The sequence below is a fragment of the Paracoccus sp. P2 genome, assembly GCF_046335115.1.
In the GTDB taxonomy this organism is placed as follows: Bacteria; Pseudomonadota; Alphaproteobacteria; order Rhodobacterales; family Rhodobacteraceae; genus Paracoccus; species Paracoccus pantotrophus.
The window spans coordinates 79,745-99,942 of the sequence record NZ_JBGOSN010000014.1 but is presented as its reverse complement, the minus strand read 5'-3'; the positions used below and the strand labels follow the sequence as shown (position 1 = coordinate 99,942).

The 20,198-nt window shown below is 64.8% G+C and carries 22 protein-coding genes; all 22 read left to right on the top strand.

Annotated features, from left to right (window positions below):
* Positions 1-178 precede the first annotated feature (178 nt).
* Positions 179-457: a hypothetical protein gene (locus tag ACDP63_RS11265; RefSeq protein ID WP_409928059.1), complete on the top strand. Its 279-nt coding sequence runs from the start codon at positions 179-181 to the stop codon at positions 455-457.
* Between the two features lie 4 nt (positions 458-461).
* Entirely contained in the window at positions 462-1,004 is a 543-nt protein-coding gene (locus ACDP63_RS11260; protein ID WP_409928058.1) for a hypothetical protein, read from the top strand.
* Complete coding sequence (locus tag ACDP63_RS11255; protein WP_409928057.1) at positions 1,001-1,369, top strand: hypothetical protein; 369 nt, start codon at positions 1,001-1,003, stop codon at positions 1,367-1,369. Before ACDP63_RS11260 ends, ACDP63_RS11255 begins: the two co-directional genes overlap by 4 nt.
* Positions 1,370-1,475: 106 nt before the next feature.
* Positions 1,476-2,876, top strand: coding sequence for a replicative DNA helicase (locus ACDP63_RS11250; RefSeq protein ID WP_409928056.1), 1,401 nt, complete (start codon positions 1,476-1,478; stop codon positions 2,874-2,876).
* Positions 2,873-3,766 (top strand): helix-turn-helix domain-containing protein, encoded by an 894-nt coding sequence (locus tag ACDP63_RS11245; protein ID WP_409928055.1) that lies wholly within the window; start codon positions 2,873-2,875, stop codon positions 3,764-3,766. Before ACDP63_RS11250 ends, ACDP63_RS11245 begins: the two co-directional genes overlap by 4 nt.
* A complete protein-coding gene (locus ACDP63_RS11240) occupies positions 3,763-4,095 on the top strand; it encodes a hypothetical protein (protein ID WP_041530400.1) in 333 nt (110 codons plus the stop codon). The genes ACDP63_RS11245 and ACDP63_RS11240 overlap by 4 nt, the downstream gene beginning before the upstream one ends.
* 2 nt (positions 4,096-4,097) lie before the next feature.
* Positions 4,098-4,493: a hypothetical protein gene (locus tag ACDP63_RS11235; RefSeq protein ID WP_024844655.1), complete on the top strand. Its 396-nt coding sequence runs from the start codon at positions 4,098-4,100 to the stop codon at positions 4,491-4,493.
* A gap of 259 nt (positions 4,494-4,752) precedes the next feature.
* Complete coding sequence (locus ACDP63_RS11230; protein ID WP_409928054.1) at positions 4,753-6,072, top strand: phage terminase large subunit; 1,320 nt, start codon at positions 4,753-4,755, stop codon at positions 6,070-6,072.
* 63 nt (positions 6,073-6,135) lie between these two features.
* Entirely contained in the window at positions 6,136-6,390 is a 255-nt protein-coding gene (locus ACDP63_RS11225; protein WP_409928053.1) for a hypothetical protein, read from the top strand.
* Complete coding sequence (locus tag ACDP63_RS11220; protein WP_409928052.1) at positions 6,390-8,987, top strand: hypothetical protein; 2,598 nt, start codon at positions 6,390-6,392, stop codon at positions 8,985-8,987. Before ACDP63_RS11225 ends, ACDP63_RS11220 begins: the two co-directional genes overlap by 1 nt.
* 124 nt (positions 8,988-9,111) lie before the next feature.
* Positions 9,112-9,285, top strand: coding sequence for a hypothetical protein (locus ACDP63_RS11215; protein ID WP_409928051.1), 174 nt, complete (start codon positions 9,112-9,114; stop codon positions 9,283-9,285).
* A 6-nt stretch (positions 9,286-9,291) separates the two neighbouring features.
* Positions 9,292-10,968, top strand: coding sequence for a portal protein (locus ACDP63_RS11210; RefSeq protein ID WP_409928050.1), 1,677 nt, complete (start codon positions 9,292-9,294; stop codon positions 10,966-10,968).
* Complete coding sequence (locus ACDP63_RS11205) at positions 10,965-11,294, top strand: hypothetical protein (protein WP_409928049.1); 330 nt, start codon at positions 10,965-10,967, stop codon at positions 11,292-11,294. Before ACDP63_RS11210 ends, ACDP63_RS11205 begins: the two co-directional genes overlap by 4 nt.
* Positions 11,287-11,931, top strand: coding sequence for a hypothetical protein (locus tag ACDP63_RS11200; protein ID WP_409928048.1), 645 nt, complete (start codon positions 11,287-11,289; stop codon positions 11,929-11,931). The genes ACDP63_RS11205 and ACDP63_RS11200 overlap by 8 nt, the downstream gene beginning before the upstream one ends.
* 3 nt (positions 11,932-11,934) lie before the next feature.
* Positions 11,935-12,966 (top strand): major capsid protein, encoded by a 1,032-nt coding sequence (locus ACDP63_RS11195; RefSeq protein ID WP_409928047.1) that lies wholly within the window; start codon positions 11,935-11,937, stop codon positions 12,964-12,966.
* Between the two features lie 58 nt (positions 12,967-13,024).
* Entirely contained in the window at positions 13,025-13,453 is a 429-nt protein-coding gene (locus ACDP63_RS11190) for a Bbp16 family capsid cement protein (RefSeq protein ID WP_409928046.1), read from the top strand.
* Entirely contained in the window at positions 13,446-13,775 is a 330-nt protein-coding gene (locus ACDP63_RS11185; protein ID WP_409928078.1) for a hypothetical protein, read from the top strand. Before ACDP63_RS11190 ends, ACDP63_RS11185 begins: the two co-directional genes overlap by 8 nt.
* 141 nt (positions 13,776-13,916) lie before the next feature.
* Positions 13,917-14,525, top strand: coding sequence for a hypothetical protein (locus ACDP63_RS11180; protein WP_409928045.1), 609 nt, complete (start codon positions 13,917-13,919; stop codon positions 14,523-14,525).
* Complete coding sequence (locus tag ACDP63_RS11175) at positions 14,525-16,564, top strand: hypothetical protein (protein WP_409928044.1); 2,040 nt, start codon at positions 14,525-14,527, stop codon at positions 16,562-16,564. The genes ACDP63_RS11180 and ACDP63_RS11175 overlap by 1 nt, the downstream gene beginning before the upstream one ends.
* 1 nt (position 16,565) lies before the next feature.
* Positions 16,566-17,033, top strand: coding sequence for a hypothetical protein (locus ACDP63_RS11170; protein WP_409928043.1), 468 nt, complete (start codon positions 16,566-16,568; stop codon positions 17,031-17,033).
* A complete protein-coding gene (locus ACDP63_RS11165) occupies positions 17,033-17,581 on the top strand; it encodes a hypothetical protein (protein WP_409928042.1) in 549 nt (182 codons plus the stop codon). The genes ACDP63_RS11170 and ACDP63_RS11165 overlap by 1 nt, the downstream gene beginning before the upstream one ends.
* Positions 17,581-20,181: a hypothetical protein gene (locus tag ACDP63_RS11160; RefSeq protein ID WP_409928041.1), complete on the top strand. Its 2,601-nt coding sequence runs from the start codon at positions 17,581-17,583 to the stop codon at positions 20,179-20,181. Before ACDP63_RS11165 ends, ACDP63_RS11160 begins: the two co-directional genes overlap by 1 nt.
* Positions 20,182-20,198: the final 17 nt, after the last annotated feature.

Sequence of the window (20,198 nt, the reverse complement as noted above, 5' to 3'; positions counted from 1 at the left end):
CATGCCGTCATCCGCATACCCTTGGCCGAGGTTCACGGCCTGCGCGTCGCGCTCGCGGAATGCCCGTGCCGCGCACCGAAATCATTCGAGACACAGGGTATTCGCCAACGGCTGGCGATGGCGCTTGGGCGCCTCCAAGCCGCGGCGGATGGCCCGTCAACCAATCGGAGGGCCTGAGATGAAGTTCAAGGAAACGGCCGAGGATCTGGCGGTCAAGGATCGCCTCTGGGACGCCACCGAGCGCGAGCTGGAGCATTTCGCGCGGCTCTATGCCGATGGCTATGTCGTCGGAGAACCCTACAGCGACGCCCAGAAGGACGCGACCAGCGCAGCTAAGCGCAAGGGTTATCCAAAGGGCCTGGTGCGCGACCTCGGCGCCATCGTCAGGAAGGGCGAATGGGGGGGGGCGGCTGGGATAAGCCTGCGGTCCAGCTATCGCGCGAGGCTGGGAATCTGAGCTGATGAGCAAGCGAACCCCCGGCCTTCCCCAGCGCCCGCGTGGCTTCTGGCCGACGCCCCGCGAAGCGGTGGTGCCGCTCGTCCCGTATCTGCCGCCACGGGCCCGCTATGGCGAGCCCTGCGCAGGCGATGGGGCGCTGATCGGGCACCTGCGGGATCTGTGGCCAGCGGGCCGCTGCGTCTGGGTATCTGACCTGGAGCCGCAGGGGCCGGGCATTGAGGCGATGGCCGTGGCCGATATCAAGGCGGCGGATGATGTCGACCTGTGGGTGACGAATGTTCCCTGGCCTGTCACCGGCGGAAAGGGCGACCCGGCGCTATCCATCATCAAGCACCTGATCGGCATCGCGCCGGCCTGGGTGCTGCTCCCCTGGGACTTCGCCGCCAACGGCTATTTCGGCCGCCTGATCGACCAGTGCAGCGACATCGTGCCTATCGGTCGCGTCTCGTGGCTCGGCAACGGCACGCCCGGCAAGGATAACGCGGCGTGGTTCAGATTCGACGCGCAGAACCGTTTCCCGGCAGTGGTGAGGGCCAGGTCATGATTCTCCGCGTCACCCTCCCATGGGCAAAGACCAGCGAGCTTTCCGCCAACAGTCGCCTGCACTGGCGCAAGCGGGCGAAGCTGGTCAAGGCGCAGCGCCGCGTGACCGATGCCCTGGCGCGCGAGGCCGGCTGGCACAAGGCCCGCATCCCGGCCGACGCAGAGCTGCGCATGACGCTGATCTACTGCCCGCCCAGCACCGTCACCACCGTCGACGACGACAATGTCGTGACCGCGAACAAGGGCGCCCGGGACGCGCTGGCGGCGGTGCTGCGCATCGATGACGGCAGGATCAAGCTGCAAGAGCCGATCCGCGGCGAGCGGTGCAAGGCGGGCGCGGTGATCGTCGAGGTGGAGGTGGTTTGATGGCTGAACAGAAACCCCAGCGGCCGCCCGCACCGTTCCGCAGCATAGGCGATCTGGCGCGCGAGCTTCTGGAAAAATCCACCAACCAAAAACCGGAGGCAGCGGAATGAATACCGTTACCCCTATCCGAGATGAGGCACCGGCCATGTTCTCGGTCGAGGCTGAGCAGCAGATCCTTGGTGCCCTTCTGCTGGCGCCTGAACTGGCCGGACAGGTCGACCGTCTCGGCGGCGCCGATCTGTTCTTTGACCCGGTCCATGCCGAGATATTCACCACCCTTATCGAGAAGAACCGCGCGGGCGTTCTGGCCGATCCGGTCACGGTCGGGTTGACGATGGTGGATCACGAGGGGCTGAAAGTGCTAGGGGGCGGGCGCTACCTGGTCCGTCTTGCTGCGGCTTCGATCGGTCCCGCGTCCGTCAAGGGATATGCAGAGGCCTTGGCCGAACTAGCTCGCAAGCGGCAGATACAGGCGGCTATTTCCGAGGCGACCGCATCGCTGGCGCGGGGCGACATGAAGGCCGCGGATGTGGCGGCGCGGCTCGAAACCGCCATGCTGGCTTCCAGCCAGATCGGAGACAGCGCTGGCCCGATGTCCATGCTGCGCGCCGTCACTCAGTCGATGGACCAGACGCTCATGGCCTATCGGGGCGATTACTCGCACCTGGTCAAGTCGGGCATCTCGACGCTGGACAGCATCATCCCCGGTTTTTTCCCCGGAGAACTGACCATCCTTGGCGGCCGTCCAGCCATGGGCAAGTCTGCGGTATCGCTGTCCATAGCGCTGAACGTTGCGCGCGCGGGACAGGGGGTGGCTATCGCGTCACTGGAGATGACGCCAGAGGCCATGGCTATGCGCGCGCTGTCCGAAGCATCGGCAGCGTCGGGTTCTGCCGTGCCTTACATCGACATGCGGCGCGGCGCGCTTACCGAGGATCAGATGCGCACGCTCTACGAGCAATCGCGCGGCTTGGGCGATCTGCCGATATACTTCCTACCCCGCCAATTCTCCGACATCGGCGCCATGGTTTCAGGTGTTCGCCAGATTGCCAGAACCACCGACCTTAAGTTGCTGATCGTGGACTATGCCCAGCTGATGACCGCGCCAGGAAAGTCCAGATACGAGCAGATCACCGCTATCTCGCTCGCCCTCAAGGGGATGGCCGTATCCCTGAATATCCCGGTCATAGCCTTGTCGCAGCTTTCTCGTGCCATCGAGAGCCGCGACGACAAAAGGCCCGTCATGTCCGACCTGCGCGAATCCGGCCAGCTTGAGCAAGACGCCGACAACATCCTGTTCTGCTACCGGCCGGAATACTACATCGCACAGCGAGAGCCCGCACCTGAGGCCGCGCCCGACGACATCTGCAAGTGGGCAGCGGAGATGGATGCCGCGCGCGGAAAATTGGAGGTGATCGTCGCCAAGCAGCGGATGGGCGAGACGGGCACCGCGCGCTGCCGCTGCGCCCTCGCGACCAACAGCGTCTGGGGGGACGATTACGGATGAGCGTCGAGGCAATGGCATGGGTCTGGAAGAACGGCCCGACCGATCCGACAGAAAGGCTGGTCCTGCTTGCCATAGCAGACCACGCCGACGATCTTGGCTGGTGCTATCCCAGCATGATCGGAATCGCCACCAAGGCATGCGTCACCGAACGCGGGGCTAGGGGCATTGTCCGGCGCCTGGAGGCCGGAGGATGGATCGCCGTCAAGATTGGCGGAGGTCGCGGCGGGAAGTCCCGTTACCGCGTCCTGATGGGCAATAACCCGGAACGAGAAACCGGGAATGACATTCCGGGAAAGAGAAACCCGGAACGAGAAACCGGGAATGTGGCGACACAAAACCCGGAACGTGGCGACACAAAACCCGGAACCCTGGTTCCGCCGAACCATCAAGGAACCATCAAGGAACCATCAACGACTGCGCGCGAGGCTGTCGTCGCCGACGAGCGGTCAAGGCGAAGGGACGAGGTTCTGCGCCTTATGGGACTTGACGGTGTGATCCGGCCGGATGGCAGGTTCACGGGACAGACGACCGACATGGCTGAGCTGCCGAAGTGGGACGCTCTTGGGCTTACCAGGGCGGAACAGGACGGGAAGATCCGCGAAATGCTCGACAAGCAGCGGGCCAAGGTTCCGGGGTTCTTCCCGAACAGGTGGTCGTGGTTCACCGCAGGTATGGGCGAACTGGCAGCTGCAAAGCGACGGGATCCAGCATCGGCGCAACTGGGATCAAAGCCGAATGGGCCCCTTGCCGACCCGAATGCCGAGGCTGAGCGGCAGGCCCTCGTGACAGAACTTGGCGCGCTGCGGGGCAGCAACAGTGATGCAGCGTTCGCCAGAAGGCGGGAAATCGTATCGCGCCTTCAAGCCCTAGAAGCCGCAGCAGGAGCATGACCACCATGGCGCCGCCCTACAAGACCGGACCCATCGACGACGCCGAGGCATGGATCATCGCGACGCCGGACGCGACCTATGCCGAGGCCGCCCGCATGCACGGCGTGACGCACAACAGCCTGCGCGCCCGCATCTCGAACAAATACGGCTCGCTCGCCGCGGCGAGGCTCATGCGCGACGCCGGGGTGCTGAAACCCGATGCGGGGCGTGTCCTGCGGCCCGTGCGGCGCTGCATGCGGTGCGGCGTGTCGGCCAACATAGATCACGGCCTGCGGATGTGCTCAGCATGTCGCAAGGAGGTCGCGCAGCTTCATGACGGAGGGGTGTAATCATGGCCTACAGCGTCGATGAAATAGCCAAGCACAAGGCCGGCATCTGCGAGGCCATCGCAAGCGGATCAAGCCTGCTCCAGCACCTGCGCAAGAAGGGCATGCCGGGGTATACGACCGTGATGAAGTGGCTGGCTGCTGACCCAGATTTCCAGGCCAATTACGCGCGCGCGCGCGAAGCTCAAGCAGACGCCGACGCTGACAAGATCGGCGACATCGTGGACCGCGTGCTGGCGGGCAAGCTGGACCCTCAGGCAGCCCGTGCGGCCATCGACGCGCTGAAATGGACGGCCGGCAAGCGACAGCCGAAAAAATACGGGGACAAGCTGGATCTGGACATCAACGGCCGCGTGCAGATCGAGCGCGTCGAGGTGAAATTCGTGGGGGACGAGGAATGATTATCCTATGGCCTCTGATCACGGTGATGATTATCCTCACCCGCATTCGGTGCAGGGCGTTATTGCGGCGCCTCAGCGCGGGAATGCTGTCCCCGGATGAGGCGCGCGAAAAGATGAGGCGCGCCCTAGACCTGCGATCCTCCATGACTGATCTTTCCGATTTATTTCCGCGCGGTCGGTGTCAGCAAAAAATAGACGAGAATATCCTGCTGGTGGACGAGGTAATCCAATCCTGCCGCAATGTCGGGTATCCTGACGCATGATCCTCGACGTTCGCCCGCCCAAGGTCTTTGCCCCGCTCTGGAAGTCGAAGCGGCGGTATCTGTGCGCCTGGGGCGGGCGCGGGTCGGGCAAGTCCTGGGACCGGGCCATGCACATGATCGTGCGCCACCTGACGGAGCCCGGCCTTTCGTCGATCTGCCTGCGCGACGTGCAAAAATCCCTCGACCAGTCGGTGTTCAAGCTGCTGGTCGAGACGGCGGCCCGTCTCGGGGTAGCAGAGGCTATCAGGCCGGTGGAATCGGATCGGATCATCAGGACGCCGGGCAACGGCATCATCGCATTCAACGGGATGAACGAGTTCAACGCCGAGAACATCAAGTCTCTTGAGGGCTTCGACATCGCTTGGTGGGAGGAAGCCGCGACCGCGGGGCAGGGGCCGCTCGACATGCTGCGCCCGACGCTGCGCAAGCCGGGGTCGCAGATCTGGTTCACCTACAACCCCCGCCTGCGCTCCGACCCTGTGGACGTGATGATGCGCCAGGACCCGCGCTTTGAGGACAGCCGCACGGTGGTGGAGGCCAACTGGCGCGACAACCCCTTCCGCGGCCCCGAGCTGGAGGAGGAACGTCTGCTTGACCTCGCCGGCGACGAGGCCCGCTATCGCCACATCTGGGAAGGCGATTACGAGGCCGAATCCGACATGCAGTTCATCGGCGGCGGTCTGGTGCGCGAGGCGATGGCGCGTGAGCCGAACCCGACCATCGGCGACGAGCTAGTGCTGGGCGTGGACGTTGCGCGCTTCGGGGATGACCGCAGCGTGATCTGGGCGCGACGAGGAAGGGACGCCAAGACCGAGCCGCCGATCATCATGAAGGGCGCCGATACCATGGCGGTCGCGGCGCGCGTCATGGCCGAGATTGACCGGCTGCACCCTGATGCCGTGTTCATCGACGAGGGCGGCGTGGGCGGTGGCGTGATCGACCGTTGCCGGCAGATGGGATACAGCGTCGTCGGCGTGAACTTCGGCGGCAAGGCTGATCGCGCCATTGAGGGCGTGCCGAAATGCCGGAACAAGCGCGCGCAGATGTGGGCGACCATGCGCGAGTGGCTGCGCTCGGGCGGCTGCATCCCCGACAGCCGCGACCTTGAGATGGACCTGACCGGGCCTCTTTACAGCTTCGATGTGCAGAACGCGATTGAGCTGGAGAAGAAATCGGACATGAAGAAGCGCGGCGTGGCCAGCCCGGACGAGGCAGACGCGCTGGCGCTGACCTTCGCCTATCCCGTGGTGCCGCGCTCGATCCAGCGCCAGCAAGAGGCCCGCGCGCAGGAGGAATGGCATCCGGTCTGGGGCTGACCCTCAACATATATCGCCCCCAGCGCCGCCCATATCCTGCGCCTGACCAACGACGGGCGGGCCATGGCGACGACGCAGAACTTCACGGTGGGCAATTCCTGGACGCGCATCGCCAGCGGGCGCGCTGACGGACAGGTTGTCAAGATCGAGGGCGCGGGGCAGTTCAACCTGGCCGTCACGGTGGGCGCAAAATCCATCCCGCCCGACATCCCTCCGCAGACCGGCCACCGCGTCACCGGCAAGACCGATCTGCCCCTGGTCGCCGCCCAGCACCTCTGGGCCAGCGCCGCAACCCCGACCAACTTGACGGTGACCTGATGGCCAGCGCGACGAAACGCATCATCCTGTCCTCTGGCTGGGTCAAGATCGCAGAGGCAAAAGGCCGAGAGGCCATGGCGATGATCGACGCCTATGGCGCGGTCCAGTTGGCCGTCGCAGATGGCGAGCCGCCCCGCGGCGATGTGGCCAGCGGACACTCGCTCAACGGTTCGATGATGTGGCCGGTCAAAGGGGCAGAAATCATCTGGGCCAGGGGCGCGGGCGTCGCTGTGTCGGTGACTCTGCTCAAGGTCGTTCCCGAGTTCGCCACGCTGGATTCGGCCGCGCTCAAGGTGGCGACGGCATCGGCCCAGGCTGTCGCAACCGCCGCAGCCGGCGCCGCCGCGACGGCAGACGCCAAGGCAGTCACGGCCGACAACAAAGCCACCGCCGCCGACGCCAAGGCGACGGAGGCGAAGCAGGTGCAGGCGCGGCGCGACTTCGGTCGGTGGCAGTTGGTTGACTACTTGGCGATCTTCCTGTCTCCGGCGGAATATGACGCGGTTCTGGCTGGCGACATAGCATCCCAAAACGAAATCGCCAACACGATGGCCGTGCAGGCCATGCACAACGATTTCATCAATTGGTGGTCAGCGGCGAATGACCGGCATGGCGAACTCGTCTATCCGCCCGTCACCATCGCGGTGTGCGATGAACTGTTCTCCGAGCATTTCGCGCAGAAACTATGGGATATGACCGGCGCGGCGAACGGTAGATGTAAGGCGGTCATTCGCGGGTCTGGCGTTGATTTCCAGTGCAAAAACTGGGTTGGCCGGGCGGCGGTTCGCACCTCGGGGCTATATGCCGAGCGCGGCATCACCTATCCGGTGCCCAAGGTCATGTTCCGGTGGGAGCAAAAGGGCGGCAACGCTTTCTTCCCGGAGATTTTAGGGACCATCACGCTGACCGGAGAAACTTCTCTGGCCACCGATCCTGTGGGCGTCAAGATAAAACTCGTGACCGAGCCGCGCGTTGACGGTCTGGTCGTCCGCAGCCTGCTGAACCATGGCATCATGTTCGATGGCGTGATGAACGGCCATTTCAACCGGGTTACTGTCACCCGGACAGGGTATGAGCCAACCGAGTTTGGCGGCGAGTGGGGGCATATCGCATCCAACGTCACGTTTTCAAACGTCGGCGCGGTGGTGACGGCCAGCCATCCGATATTCACCGCAGATCATGTCGGGCGGCAATTCTGCCTAGCTGCTGCCGGTCTAAGCGATCAGAACACGCGGCTCAATCACTGGTCCGTCATCGACAGCGTGGACAGCCCGACGCAGATCACCCTGGCCGTTGCTCCGCAAGTTGACAAGACTGGTGTGCGCGCTTCCTTCGAGGCGATCCGGGGTTCGGGACTGGCCGGGACCAACACGGTGGAGATGACCGCCACCCTCACCGGAGACCTGACGGGGCGCTACATCTCCATCATCGAGGCCAACGCGCAGGGACGCGGTGGCAACCGGGGCGTCCTCTCGACGCAGATCGTCGGTCATTCTGGCGACACGATCACGATTGCCGACACGATCAGGGATGATTTCACCGGCCGCCTGATTGTGTTCAGCCCGATGATCTGGGCCGACAGTTTCGACGACGACCTTAATATTGGCAGGTCGGACAACATCGGCATTCACGATTTGCGCTGCGAATGCTCGCCGGGCACATTCCTGTCCAGCATCCCAGTCATAATGGGCAGTGTCGGTCTGATGGTGTTCGGTAACACCAAGCTCCATGGCAGCAGCACCGATTACAACAACTTCGGTGGCACCGCTGCTGGGGTCGTGTTCGGCCACGCGCGCGGCGTCATCCTGGACGGATCGCTGGAACAAACCGGCCATACTCCGCGCTGGGGCAATGCCATTTTCGTGGGCGATCAGATGATGGTCGATCTGCGGGGCAAGTTGACCCAATATCCAGACGACGATGGCCGCGCCTGCGCCTATATCTCCCCGACCATCCCGGCTGCACAGGTCTATGCGGAAATTACCTGGGGCCTGACGCCGCCCTCGGCCAATTTCCCGCAGGGCAACCAGATGGCGCTGCGCCTCGGGCCGAATGGCGCGTCCAGCATGATTTCGGCATTCGGATCGGAGCGTGGTAAGGGCCTGTTCCCGTCGCGCTTCGGTAGGGTCGAGGCCAGCGAATACGGCGGGGCCGGGGTCGTATCCAGCAACACTGATGCCAGCAATGGCAAGGTTATGCTGACCGGACACGGTGCGTTGAGCGGCACTGTCCAGCCCCCAGTAGCCAGCGACCTTGACACGGTGTCCGTTTTCCGTCGCTGCGTCCGCGCAACAGGAGCGACCGCCAATAAACCAGACAGTAGCACATATATTGTCGATTTGAAGCTGAACACTACGGGCGTTTATTGGCAGATTGCCTATGCCGTTGATGGGTCGCTTGATCCAAAAATTGCAGCCCGCTGGAACAACGGAAGCGCGTGGTCTCCGTGGCGATTTATCAATATAGTTAATTCCGGCGGGACAGGGGGCAGGCCCGGAAGCCCTTACCTGTGGCAGCAATACGCCGATACAACGCTGGGCAAGCCGATCTGGTGGAACGGCACCGCCTGGGTCGATGCAACGGGAACCACGGTCTAACCCCCTGACAGGAGGCGGCATGCCTGACCCGCTCAACCCGCCTCGTGCGGGATTGGCGTTAGGCCAACATATATCACCCGCTGCCAGCCTCGCATGATGCCCTCGACGAAAACGAGAGGTCATCATGTGCGGAAGCCCGGACGTTCCTGAACCGACACAATACCAGGCCAGCAAGGCTCCGGTGTTCAACACCGCCTCGCGCCCCCGGTCCAAATCGGGCCGGCAGGGCACCATCCTGACCGACACCGCCGGGCAGAGCTACGCGCCCGACGGTAAAAAGACCATCTTGGGGGCCTGATCGTCCATGCCCGCCGTCGTCAACCAGCAACTGCGCAAGACCCTGGACTATCGCCGGCAGGCGATGAATCAGGAGTTCGACTATTGGCAGGCGCATTTCCGCGAGTTGCGGGATGCGATCCAGCCGACGCGCGGGCGGTTCGAGGCGAACGAGCGGCGCAGCGATTCCTCGATCAACAAGCGCATTCTCGACAACACCGCCCAGATGGCCCTGCGCACGCTGCGCGCCGGGCTGATGTCGGGCGTCACCTCGCCGTCGCGCCCCTGGTTCCGCCTGGGCCTGCGCGGCTCGACGGCCGACGAGGCCGAGTTCGAGGTCAAGGACTGGCTGCACGAAGTCCAGCGCCGGATGTATGAGGTCATGCGCGGGTCGAACATCTACCGCATGCTCGACAGCACCTATGGCGACTTGGGCCTCTACGGCACCGCGGCCAACCTGATCGTCCCGGATTTCGAGGACGTGGTGCGCGGCCACAATCTCCAGGTCGGGCGCTTCCGGCTGGGCGAGGACGGCAACGGCCGCGTCACCGCGCTTTACCGCGAGATCAAGATGCCGGTGCGTGGCATCGTCGAAACCTGGGGGCTGGATGGCGTGTCGCAGCACGTCAAGCGCGCCTGGGACACGGGCGAGTATTACCAGACCTTCACCATATGCCACATGATCGACAAGCGCGCCGATGGCGACCCGAAGGCCATGCAGGCCAGCGGCAGAGCTTGGGCTTCGATCTATTGGGAAAAGGATGCGCCCGGCGGTCAGTTCCTCCAGATCGGCGGGCACCGCGTCAAGCCGCTTCTGGCGCCGCGCTGGGAACAGGTTGAGGGCGAGGCTTGGTCGGCGTCGTCTCCCGGCATGGTCGCCCTCGGCGACGCCCGCTCGTTGCAGGTGTCGCAGGAACAGAAGGCCATCGCGATCCAGAAGATGCACAACCCGCCGCTGATCGGCGGGCCGACGCAGGGCGCGATGTTTTTCAAGAACGTGCCAGGCGGCTTCACGGCCATGGCGACCACCGATCTTTCCACCGGCGGCATCAAGCCGGCCTATGAAGTCAGGCCGGATATCCAGGGCCTGCTGCTCGACATCCAGGAAACGCAGCGCCGGGTCGAGGTCGCGTTCTACAAGGATCTGTTCCAGATGACCGCGCTGGCGCTGGACGGTCGCAGCCAGATCACGGCGCGCGAGATTGCCGAGCGGCACGAGGAAAAGCTGATGGCCCTGGGCCCGGTTCTGGAAAGCCTGGACCATGAGCTTCTGCAACCTCTGATCGAGGCGACGTTCGCCTATATGCAGGAGGCCGACATTCTGCCCGAGGCGCCCGAGGGTATCGTGGGCCAGCCGATCAAGGTCGAATACATCTCGCTGCTGGCCCAGGCGCAGAAAGCCATCGGGATCGGTGCGATCGAACGGACCATCGGATTCGCCGGCACGCTGGCGCAGATCAAGCCCGACGTGATCGACATGATCGACGGCGAGCAGATGATGCGCGAGTTCGCGGACCAGGTTGGCGGCCCGCCCGGCATCCTGCTGTCGCCCGACGAGCTGCGCGAGGTCCGCGACGCCAAGGCGCGCGCCGCTGCGCAAGCCCAGGCAGTGGCGGCCGCAGAGCCGATGGCGGGCGCAGCCAAGCTGCTCAGCGAGGCCAACCTGAACGGCATCGACGCCCTGCAACGGGGGGCGGCGCTATGACCGAGCGGATCGCGGAAATCATCGCGGAGCGCCGGGCGCTGGAGGTCCGGCAGGCGTGGGACGCCGTGCTGCGCACCCGCGAGGGTCGTCTGGTCATGTGGTCGATCCTCGAACGCTGCCACCTGTTCGCGCAGACGCACCTCGGCACCGACCTGGACGGCCTGCGGGCCGGCCAGCGCGAGGTCGGGCTGATGATCCTGAACGAACGCATCTTCCCGCATGACGTGCGCACCTTCGCCGCCATGCAGATCGAGCATGCCGAGCTGATGGACCGCATTCAGCTCGCCGCAGAACAGCAAGTCGAAAAGGAACAAGCTGATGAGTGAGGAAGCCAATGCCTCGACCGACACCACCGAAGCCGCCGCGGCGACCGCCGCCGAAGGGGACGACGCCAATGTGACGGATGCCGCCGCGGCCGCCGAGCAAGAGGCCGCCGAGGGCAAGGATGCCGAAAAGGCCGGCGACGCCGAAGCGGGCGCAGAAGCCTTCTCGCTTGCCGCGCCGGAAGGGGCCGAGGCATTCCAGGCCGATTTCGATGCCTTCGCTGGCGACATGGACGCCTGGCTCAAGGCCAATCCGAACGCCACGGCGCGCGAGGCGCTGACCGAAGCGGCGATGCGGCAGGCGCGTGTCGCGGGCGATGCCCAGAAACAGATGCTGGAGCAGCGGAATGCCCAGCTGGATGCCTGGGCCGGCGACCTGCGCAAGGATGCCGAGTTCGGAGGCGAGAAATACGACGCCAATGTCGCCACGGCCGTGAAGGGCCTGGAGGCGGTCGGATCTCCCGAACTCCGTAAGATGCTCGACGATACGGGGCTGGGAAGCCACCCGGACGTTGTGCGCGCCTTCTGGAAGGTGGGGCAGATGGTGGCGGATACCGCCATCGTCACCGGCCAGGCAGGCACTTCGACGCGTCGCAGTTTCGCCGACGCACTCTATGGCAACGGCAACGGAAAGGACTAACCCATGGCCGAGCTGAACGTGAAGAATCCGGGCCTTGTCGATATTCTGTCGCGCACCGACCCGGACGGCAAGATCGCCAACATCATCGAGCTTGCCGAGAAATCGAACCCGATCCTCAAGGATGCGGTGTTCACCGAGTGCAACGACGGCACCAAGCACCAGCACGTCATCCGCACGGGCATTCCCGAGCCGGCATGGCGCCGCTACAACGCCGGCGTCAAGCAGGGCAAGACCACCACCGCAAAGGTCGTGGACACGACCGGCATGGCTGAGGAGTTCTCGGTCGTGGACGAGGCGCTGGCCAAGCTGAACGGCAACGAGGCGGCGTTTCGCGCGTCCGAGATGTCGGGCCTTATCGAGGGCTTCAACCAGTTCATGGCCCGCAACATGATCTATGGCTCGACCGCCGTGACCCCCGACGGGTTCATGGGGCTGGACGTGCGTTACGACGATCCCGCCGTGGCTTCGGGCCGCCAGCTGATCAATGCCGGCGGCACGGGTTCCGACAACACCTCGATCTGGTTCGTGACCTGGGGGCCTCGCGCCACCACGTTGCTGTATCCCAAGGGCTCGGCAGCCGGCCTGTCTCACAAGGACATGGGCGCCCAGCTCTGGGATGCGCAGGATGGCAGCGGAAAGTTCCGCGCCCTGGTCGATCACCTTAAATGGGACATGGGCCTGTCGGTGGGCGATTGGCGCGGCAACGCGCGGATCTGCAACATCGACGTGTCGGCGCTGACCAAGGACGCGGCAACCGGCGCGGACCTCCTGGATCTGATGATCGACGCCGAGGAGATGATCGACACGGCGAGCCGCGTGGGTATCGACAGCAAGGGCAACCTGGTCGAGGGCAAGACCGTCATCTATGTCGGCCGCACCGTGGCGAAGTTCCTGCGCAAGCAGGCCCTGAACAAGAAGAACGTCCAGCTGCGCGTCGAGGAAGTCGCCGGCGAGCGCGTCACCATGTGGGGCGACATGCCGGTGCGCCGACTGGACGCGATCAGCAACGCCGAGGCGGCGATTACCTTCCCGTAAGAACAGGCCCGGTCCGCGCAGGGCCGGGCGTCACCATAATCTCGACATGGAGGATGCCATGCATCTCGACGCACAAAACCTGTTCTCGGACGCGCAGGCCCTGACCGCCACGGCCGTTTCGACGAACCACATCGACCTGGGCGACACGGCGCAGCCGGTGCTGTCCCCGGTAAAGCTGACCCGCGACATCGGCGGCAATTACGACGTTCCGCTGCTGGTGCAGGTCGTGGAGGACTTCGACGGCGGCACTAGCGTCACGGTGCAGGTGCAGACCGCGACGGAAAATACCTTCGCCAGCCCGAAGGTCGTCGCGTCCTCGCCGGCCGTCGCGGTCGCCGATCTCAAGGCGGGCTACAAGTTCCCCGTGCCGGTCATCCCGTTCGGCGCGGATCAGCGCTACATGCGGCTGAACTACGTCGTGGTCGGCACGCCCACTGCGGGCAAGATCACGGCTGGCATCGCTGCGGGGCTCCAGACCAATGGCTGATGAGCGCAAGATGTGGGTCGTGGCCAAGTCGCGGGGGCAGTCTCCCGACCGGCTTTGGCACGAGCCCCAGGACGGCCCGTTTCGCATCGAGGCGGGCCTGTTCTCCGAACGCTGGATGCGCGAGGCCACCAAGGCCGAGGTCCGCGAGGCGACGGGGCAGTCGCCGGAGCCCGAGGCGGCGGGCGGTGCCGTGGACATGGCGGACATGCCGGACGAGGTGCTGCGTGCCCATTATGAGACAGTCATGGGCGAGAAGCCGCACCACGCAATGAAGCGCGAGACGATGATCGAGCGCATCACCGAGAAGCTGAACGCCGACTGATCGGCCGCCCGGTCCTGTCGCGGGGCCGGGCTCTCCATGGAGGCCACCATGCTCATCATCCTCGCCATGAACTATGCCGCCGCCGTGATCGCCCTCCAGGCGGCGGGGCTGTGGATCGACCCGAGATAACCGGAGCCCACGATGCAATCCGCCATCGCCATCTGCAATGTCGCGCTGACCACCTATCTCGGCTCCAGGACCATCACGGCATTCGAGGAAACCTCGCCCGAGGCCGAGCAGTGCAAGCTGCACTATGACCGCATCCGCCGGTCGCTGCTGGAACGCTGGCCCTGGGTCTTTGCCTCGCGCCGCGAAAAGCTGGTCGAGGAGACGCTGAACGACCGGGCCGGCGCGTGGTCCTATCGCTACGCCCGGCCCGGACACATGGCGGCGATACGCTGGGTGAACGACCCGACCGCGGCGCGCATGGCGATGCAGATGGGCCAGTCGCCCGACACGCTGCGCGAGGTGACGGCGGATTCGATCTATTCCGACGTGCCGGGGGCCGTGATCGAATACACCCGAGATGTGATCGATCCGACCATATTTTCCTCTGGCTTCGCTGATGCCCTCGCCGCGCATCTGGCCGCCGCCATAGCGATGCCGATCACCCGTGACGCCGCCAAGGTCACGGGCGCCAAGCGCGAGGCCGAGGAGTTGCTGAACCAGGCGATGACGATGGACTTCAACAGCCGGCCGTCTACCGAGCAGACCTTCTATCCCATGCAACTGACCGTGAGGGGATTCTGATGCCCGCCGCTCGGATCCAGCCCTCCTTCGCCTCTGGCGTCCTTGGTCCGGCGCTGTGGGGCCGCATCGACCTGGCGCGCTATGACACAGCCCTGCGCAAGGGCCGCAACTGCTTTGTCTACGCCCATGGCGGCGTCAGCAACCGGCCCGGCCTGCGCTTCGTCTGCGAGGTCATGGACAGCACATATCGCCACCGGCTTCTGCCCTTCGTGCGCGAGGCGGATGACGCCTCGGTGCTGATCCTGGGCGAGAACGAGATGGGGTTCGTGAAGAACGGCGCGCGGCTGCAATCCGGGGGGGCGGATTACACCATCGCGACGCCCTGGACCGCGGACCAGGCCCAGGCGCTGGATGCTGTGCAATCGGTCGATGTGATCTTTACCGCGCACCGTGAGGTCGCGCCGCGGCGGATCATGCGCAATGGCGAAACGGATTGGAGCATCGCCACGGTTCCGATCAACCCGACGGTGCCGAGCCCCACCATCACTTCCGGCACGTCGAGCGGCAGCGGTAGCGACATTTATCGGTATCGAGTTTCCGCCGTGGTGGATGGTGTCGAAGGCTTCCCTTCGCCGGTGGGACTGGTGGAAAACGCGGGCTATCTAGGGGAGCAGGGAGCCTGGAACCAGATAGAATATACCTCGGTCCCCGGCGCGTCGGAGTATCGAGTCTATCGGATGCGAAACGGTGTTCCGGGCTACATCGGGTTCACTACCTTGCTGGTTTTCCGGGATGACAATATCTCGCCGGACACGACCGTTACACCGCCGGTCCAGGCGGATCTTTTCGACGAAGCCGGCAAGTACCCCTCCGTCGTCTCGATCTACCAGCAGCGCCTGGCCTTCGGCGCGAGCGACGAGCAACCGGAGACGATCTGGCTTTCGCGCGTCGCGGATTACCTGAACTTCACGCGGTCGCAGAACATGACCTCATCCGACCGGGCGGAGTTCGACATGGCCGGCGAGCAGCTGAACCGCATCCGCGCGATGCTCCAGCTGCGCGAATTGCTGGTGTTCACCAGCGCGGGCGAATTTTCGGTGACGGGGCCGGATGGCGGGTTCGATGCGCTTAACCCCATCGTGACGCAGCACGGCTATATCGGAAGCGCGGCGGTCAAGCCGCTGGTGGCGGATGACACGGTCCTGTTTGTGGACCGTTCCGGGCGCGGCGTGCGCGATCTGCGCTATACCTACGAGAGCGACGGATATTCTGGCAACGATCTGACCATTTTCGCTTCGCATTTCCTTCAAGGCCGACGCATCGTCAGCTGGGCCATGGCCAAGAACCCCTGGTCGATCATCTGGGTGGCCTTGGACAATGGCAAGCTGCTGGCGCTGACCTACAAGCGCGAGCATCAGGTCTGGGCGTGGACCGAGATGGATATCGACGGCGCGGTCGAAAGCGTGGCCTGCATCCCCGAGGGCGCCAGCGACGCCACCTATCTGATCGTGCGGCGCGAGGTGGACGGCCAGCAGCGGCGCTATGTCGAGCGGTTCGACGACAGGGATTTTGCCACGGCGTCCGATGCCTTTTTCGTGGATTGCGGCATCACCTATGCCGGGGCACCGGCCGCCACGATTTCCGGGTTGGATCACCTGGAGGGGCGCGAGGTCGTCGCCTTGGCCGACGGGGACGTGATCACCGGCCTGACGGTGCAAGATGGCGCGGTCACCCTGCCGCACGCCGCGGCAAAGGTGCATGTCGGTCTACCCTTCTCCGCTGAGCTGGAGACTCTGCCCCCAGCAATCCAGTTCGATGATGTCGGATCGGCGCGGGGCCGGCCGCACAGCGTCAGCGCGGTTCGGATCCAGATGGAGAACACCCGCGGCATCAAGGTCGTCACCGACGACGGCCGGGAAAGCGAGCTGGTGCAGACCGGCGGCGATCTGTCCGAGGAAATCCCGCTCTGGACCGGGATGCACGAATTGACCGTGCCGGCGCAATGGAACCGCGACGGAACGGTGACGCTGCGGCAGGACTATCCGCTGCCCATGACGGTGCTGGCCATCTCGGTCGAGCTTAGCATCGGCAGGAACTGACATGGCGGTCACGGTCGCGCCCGTCACGCCCGATGTGATCGACGCCCTGCTGCCGCGCCTGCGCCCCATAGACCGCCTGGAGCTGGACTGCATGGGGACGGGCGACGCGCGGGACGACCTGCTACGGCTGGTTGCCGGGTCGCGCCGGTCCCGCGCAGCATACATGGATGGCGATCTGGTCTGTATCTTCGGGGTGAAGGCGGCGACGGCCATGTCCGACACCGGTTTCCCCTGGGCGCTGACGACGCGCGCCGTGGACCGGCCGCAGGTGCGGCGCGAGTTCGTGGCTGGGTCGCGGGTCGGGGTGGAGTGGCTGGGGCAGGACTTTCGCCGGCTCTGGAACCTGGTGGCCGAGGAGAATCTGGTCGCGCGGCGCTGGCTCCGCTGGATCGGCTTCCGGTTCGACGCGGAAAAGACGGTGGTGTTGCAGGGGCATCGCTTCCTGCATTTCGAGATGGAGATGACCTGATGTGCTTCGTTCCGGCATTGGCCGCACTCGGGACCGCCGCGCAAGCTGGTGGTGGGCTGTTCAGCAGCCTGGGATCGCTGTTCAGCATCGGCTCCGGCGTGGTCGGCGCTTATTCTGCGGTCCAGCAGGGCCGAGCGGCGCAGGCCGCAGCCGAGGCCACGGCGAAACAGCAGGAAGCCGCGGCGCGGGAATCGATCCGCCAGGGCGAGGACGAGTCCGAGCGCAAGCGCCGGGCCGGTGCGGCCGTGCTGGCGCAGCAGCGCGTCGCAATGGCAGCGAACGGCGTCGATGTCAGCTCGGCCTCGGCCATCGAGATGCTGGACGACACCAAGGCCGCCATCGAGGACGATGCGTTCGCCATCCGGCAGAACTTCCGCAATCAGGCGGGCAACTATTCACAGATGGCGGCCAACAGCCGCACCGAGGGCGCCAATGCCTTGTCGCAGGGGCGCTGGGGCGCAGCCAGCACGATCCTGTCGACCGGCGCCAAGGTGGGCGAGAAATACAGCCAATGGGCGCGTGACCGTGCAACTCCGAGGTATGCGTGATGGCAATGAGGGTTCCGACCTATGAGCGCCGCGAGGTTGTGCAGGCGCAGCGACCCGTGGGTGTGGCGGCGCGTCAGTCCGGTTTCGGGCAGGTCGCCAGGGGCCTGGCAGATGTCGGTCAGATGTTCGACCAGTGGCAGGCCGACGTGGACGAGGCGGACGCCAAGGCGGCGGATACTGCGTTCGCAAAGACCGTCAGGGAAACGCTCTATGACCCCGAGCAGGGCTATCTCTATGCCCAGGGCGGCGATGCTCTATCCCGTCGCAAGGCGGCCATGGATGGCCTACAACGTGCCTATGACCAGCGGTTGAGCGAGCTAAGCCCGGCCGCGAAGGAGATGGCGCAGCGCGCGCTCGATAGCCGACTCCAGTCCGCGAATCTCGACATCGACCAGCACGCCGGGCGGGAGCGGATCACCTATCTGGACAGCCAGGCCGACGCCCGCATCCAAGCGGCAGCCGATGACGCGGTTCTCAACCCCGCACTGCTGGACCGTTCCATGCAGATCGCGCGAAACGAGGTCGCGGAAAAAGCGGCACGCCAAGGCTGGTCTCCAGAACAGACGCAGGAGGAGCTGGGCCGGGTTCAGTCCGAGGTCTACCGCCTCACGTCCCTGAACATGATGCAGAACGATCCCGTCGCGGCGGCCGAGTTCGTCGCGACGAATGCGGACAAGTTTTCCGCCGTCGATCTGATGAACCTGCACAGCGCGCTAGTCGGCCCCCTCAGCGAGGCCGCGGGGCGGGATGCGATCGCAGCGGCACAGGCGACAGGGGGCAGGATCGACTCCTGGACCTTCGCCGCTACCGACCTGCCGCCCGAGGCATATGCGCTTCTCGGCACCATCTCCGGCACCGAAAGCCCAGATTACCAGACGCTGAACGGCGGGGAGAAGTTTTCCGACCTGCGGGACCATCCACGGAGGAAGGGGCAGGGCGGCACAACGACCGCCGCGGGACGCTACCAGTTTGTCCAGGGCACATGGGATAGGGTTGCGGGAGCCAATGGCTTCGACGACTTTTCGCCGGCCAATCAGGATCGCGGCGCCTGGTGGCTGGCGCAGCAGGATTACAAGGCCAATACCGGGCGCGACCTGTCTGCCGACCTCAATGCCGGGCGCTATGATCTGGTTCGCAAGGGCTTGGGCTCGACTTGGGAGGGACTGGCCAAGCTGTCCGACGAGGAATTCGCCAAGCGCATGTCGGCGGGCGGCGGCGTCAGTTTCAGCCCCCAGGTCGCCTCTGCGATCAACACCCTTCCCGGCAACCTCGCCGCGCAGGTGCGCGAGACGGCCGCCAGCGGCGTCGCATCCTGGTCGACCAAGCAGCAGGCCGCCGCAAAGGCCCAGATTCAGGAAGTCGAGAACAACGTAAAGCTTAGGATCGCAACCGCGGACCCAACACTGACCGCTCAGGAAATCCTGAACCTGGGCGTCGATGACGGGACCAAGGCCACGTTGCTGAACTCGTTCAACGAAAAGACCAAGACCGTTCAGCAGACCCGTGCAGATGTGCTGGCCTTCGGGGAAGGGGGCGGGTTGCGCATCGACCGCTATAGCGCCGACGGAAAGAAGCGCGTCGATAACCTCTGGAACGAGATGTCCAGCAGCCTGCCGGACGGCGCCGACGCGGGGGCGCTGGCGGCCGGGATCGTCGAGCAGACCGGCCTTGTCCCTGCGCCGATCATGGGGGCGCTGCGAACCGCCCTGTCGGGCCAGAGCGCCGGGGATATGAAGGATGCCCTTATTCTGGCATCGCGTCTGCATTCCCTCGATCCTGCTGCCTTCGGGCGGCGCGAGGGAGGGTCGGAAATCGCCGACAAGGTGGCGATGTTCAATCATTCGACCGGCGTGCTGGGCTTGTCTCAGGACGAGGCCGCCAAACAGATCATGGACCTGAACGACCCGCAGAAGCGTCGCGAGCGAGATGCGCTATTGAAGTCTGAGGGCGCCAAAAAATGGATCAAGGACACGGCGACGCCAGAGAGCGTCAGGGCGATATTCGACCCCGGGATTTTCAGCCGTGCGCCGGCCCTCGGTGAAAATGAGCTGCAAAAATCTGCGGCGGTCGCAGAGTATGGCGAGATACTGGAGCAGGCCCTTTTTGATGCTGGCGGCGACCAGGACAAGGCGAAGGTGCTTGCCGACGAGCGGTTCCGTCGGCTTTACGGCCCCTCGAAATACCTGCCTTCCGGTTCTGGCGCCGTCACCCGTTTGCCTCCCGAGGTTACCTATCCGCCCGGTATCGACGGCTCCCACGATTATATCGGCGAGCAGGCGCGCGCGGCTCTCGCAGAGGAGGGGATCGTGCCGGAAGAAGGGTTCGTTCAGTCGGTATTCCTCCAGGCATACGATGACACGGCCGCCGATGTGCAGGCCGGGCGCCCGCCGCGCTATGAGCTTTGGTTCGTGGATGGGGAGGGTAAGGTTCAGCGCGCGCAGCATCCGTTCTATGCCGAGCCTCCGTCGCAGGACGAGGCCCTGGCGGCGCGGAAGGCCGAGGCAATGAAGGAGCGTGACCGGCTGATGAAACTTCATGAGCAAGGTAAGGAGCTCATGGAAAACTCGCCGCTCTATGGCGCTGCCGCCGTCAGCTTTTGATTTTCAGGGAGAGCAGC

What these genes read in the sequence shown, in the direction of transcription:
- ACDP63_RS11195 (WP_409928047.1), top strand. Translation starts at nt 11,935, where the DNA reads ATGGCCGAGCTGAACGTGAAGAATCCGGGCCTTGTCGATATTCTGTCG.
- ACDP63_RS11180 (WP_409928045.1), top strand. Translation starts at nt 13,917, where the DNA reads ATGCAATCCGCCATCGCCATCTGCAATGTCGCGCTGACCACCTATCTC.
- ACDP63_RS11250 (WP_409928056.1), top strand. Translation starts at nt 1,476, where the DNA reads ATGAATACCGTTACCCCTATCCGAGATGAGGCACCGGCCATGTTCTCG.
- ACDP63_RS11170 (WP_409928043.1), top strand. Translation starts at nt 16,566, where the DNA reads ATGGCGGTCACGGTCGCGCCCGTCACGCCCGATGTGATCGACGCCCTG.
- ACDP63_RS11185 (WP_409928078.1), top strand. Translation starts at nt 13,446, where the DNA reads ATGGCTGATGAGCGCAAGATGTGGGTCGTGGCCAAGTCGCGGGGGCAG.
- ACDP63_RS11265 (WP_409928059.1), top strand. Translation starts at nt 179, where the DNA reads ATGAAGTTCAAGGAAACGGCCGAGGATCTGGCGGTCAAGGATCGCCTC.
- ACDP63_RS11215 (WP_409928051.1), top strand. Translation starts at nt 9,112, where the DNA reads ATGTGCGGAAGCCCGGACGTTCCTGAACCGACACAATACCAGGCCAGC.
- ACDP63_RS11245 (WP_409928055.1), top strand. Translation starts at nt 2,873, where the DNA reads ATGAGCGTCGAGGCAATGGCATGGGTCTGGAAGAACGGCCCGACCGAT.
- ACDP63_RS11175 (WP_409928044.1), top strand. Translation starts at nt 14,525, where the DNA reads ATGCCCGCCGCTCGGATCCAGCCCTCCTTCGCCTCTGGCGTCCTTGGT.
- ACDP63_RS11165 (WP_409928042.1), top strand. Translation starts at nt 17,033, where the DNA reads ATGTGCTTCGTTCCGGCATTGGCCGCACTCGGGACCGCCGCGCAAGCT.
- ACDP63_RS11190 (WP_409928046.1), top strand. Translation starts at nt 13,025, where the DNA reads ATGCATCTCGACGCACAAAACCTGTTCTCGGACGCGCAGGCCCTGACC.
- ACDP63_RS11200 (WP_409928048.1), top strand. Translation starts at nt 11,287, where the DNA reads ATGAGTGAGGAAGCCAATGCCTCGACCGACACCACCGAAGCCGCCGCG.
- ACDP63_RS11205 (WP_409928049.1), top strand. Translation starts at nt 10,965, where the DNA reads ATGACCGAGCGGATCGCGGAAATCATCGCGGAGCGCCGGGCGCTGGAG.
- ACDP63_RS11225 (WP_409928053.1), top strand. Translation starts at nt 6,136, where the DNA reads ATGGCGACGACGCAGAACTTCACGGTGGGCAATTCCTGGACGCGCATC.
- ACDP63_RS11230 (WP_409928054.1), top strand. Translation starts at nt 4,753, where the DNA reads ATGATCCTCGACGTTCGCCCGCCCAAGGTCTTTGCCCCGCTCTGGAAG.
- ACDP63_RS11210 (WP_409928050.1), top strand. Translation starts at nt 9,292, where the DNA reads ATGCCCGCCGTCGTCAACCAGCAACTGCGCAAGACCCTGGACTATCGC.
- ACDP63_RS11240 (WP_041530400.1), top strand. Translation starts at nt 3,763, where the DNA reads ATGACCACCATGGCGCCGCCCTACAAGACCGGACCCATCGACGACGCC.
- ACDP63_RS11260 (WP_409928058.1), top strand. Translation starts at nt 462, where the DNA reads ATGAGCAAGCGAACCCCCGGCCTTCCCCAGCGCCCGCGTGGCTTCTGG.
- ACDP63_RS11160 (WP_409928041.1), top strand. Translation starts at nt 17,581, where the DNA reads ATGGCAATGAGGGTTCCGACCTATGAGCGCCGCGAGGTTGTGCAGGCG.
- ACDP63_RS11235 (WP_024844655.1), top strand. Translation starts at nt 4,098, where the DNA reads ATGGCCTACAGCGTCGATGAAATAGCCAAGCACAAGGCCGGCATCTGC.
- ACDP63_RS11255 (WP_409928057.1), top strand. Translation starts at nt 1,001, where the DNA reads ATGATTCTCCGCGTCACCCTCCCATGGGCAAAGACCAGCGAGCTTTCC.
- ACDP63_RS11220 (WP_409928052.1), top strand. Translation starts at nt 6,390, where the DNA reads ATGGCCAGCGCGACGAAACGCATCATCCTGTCCTCTGGCTGGGTCAAG.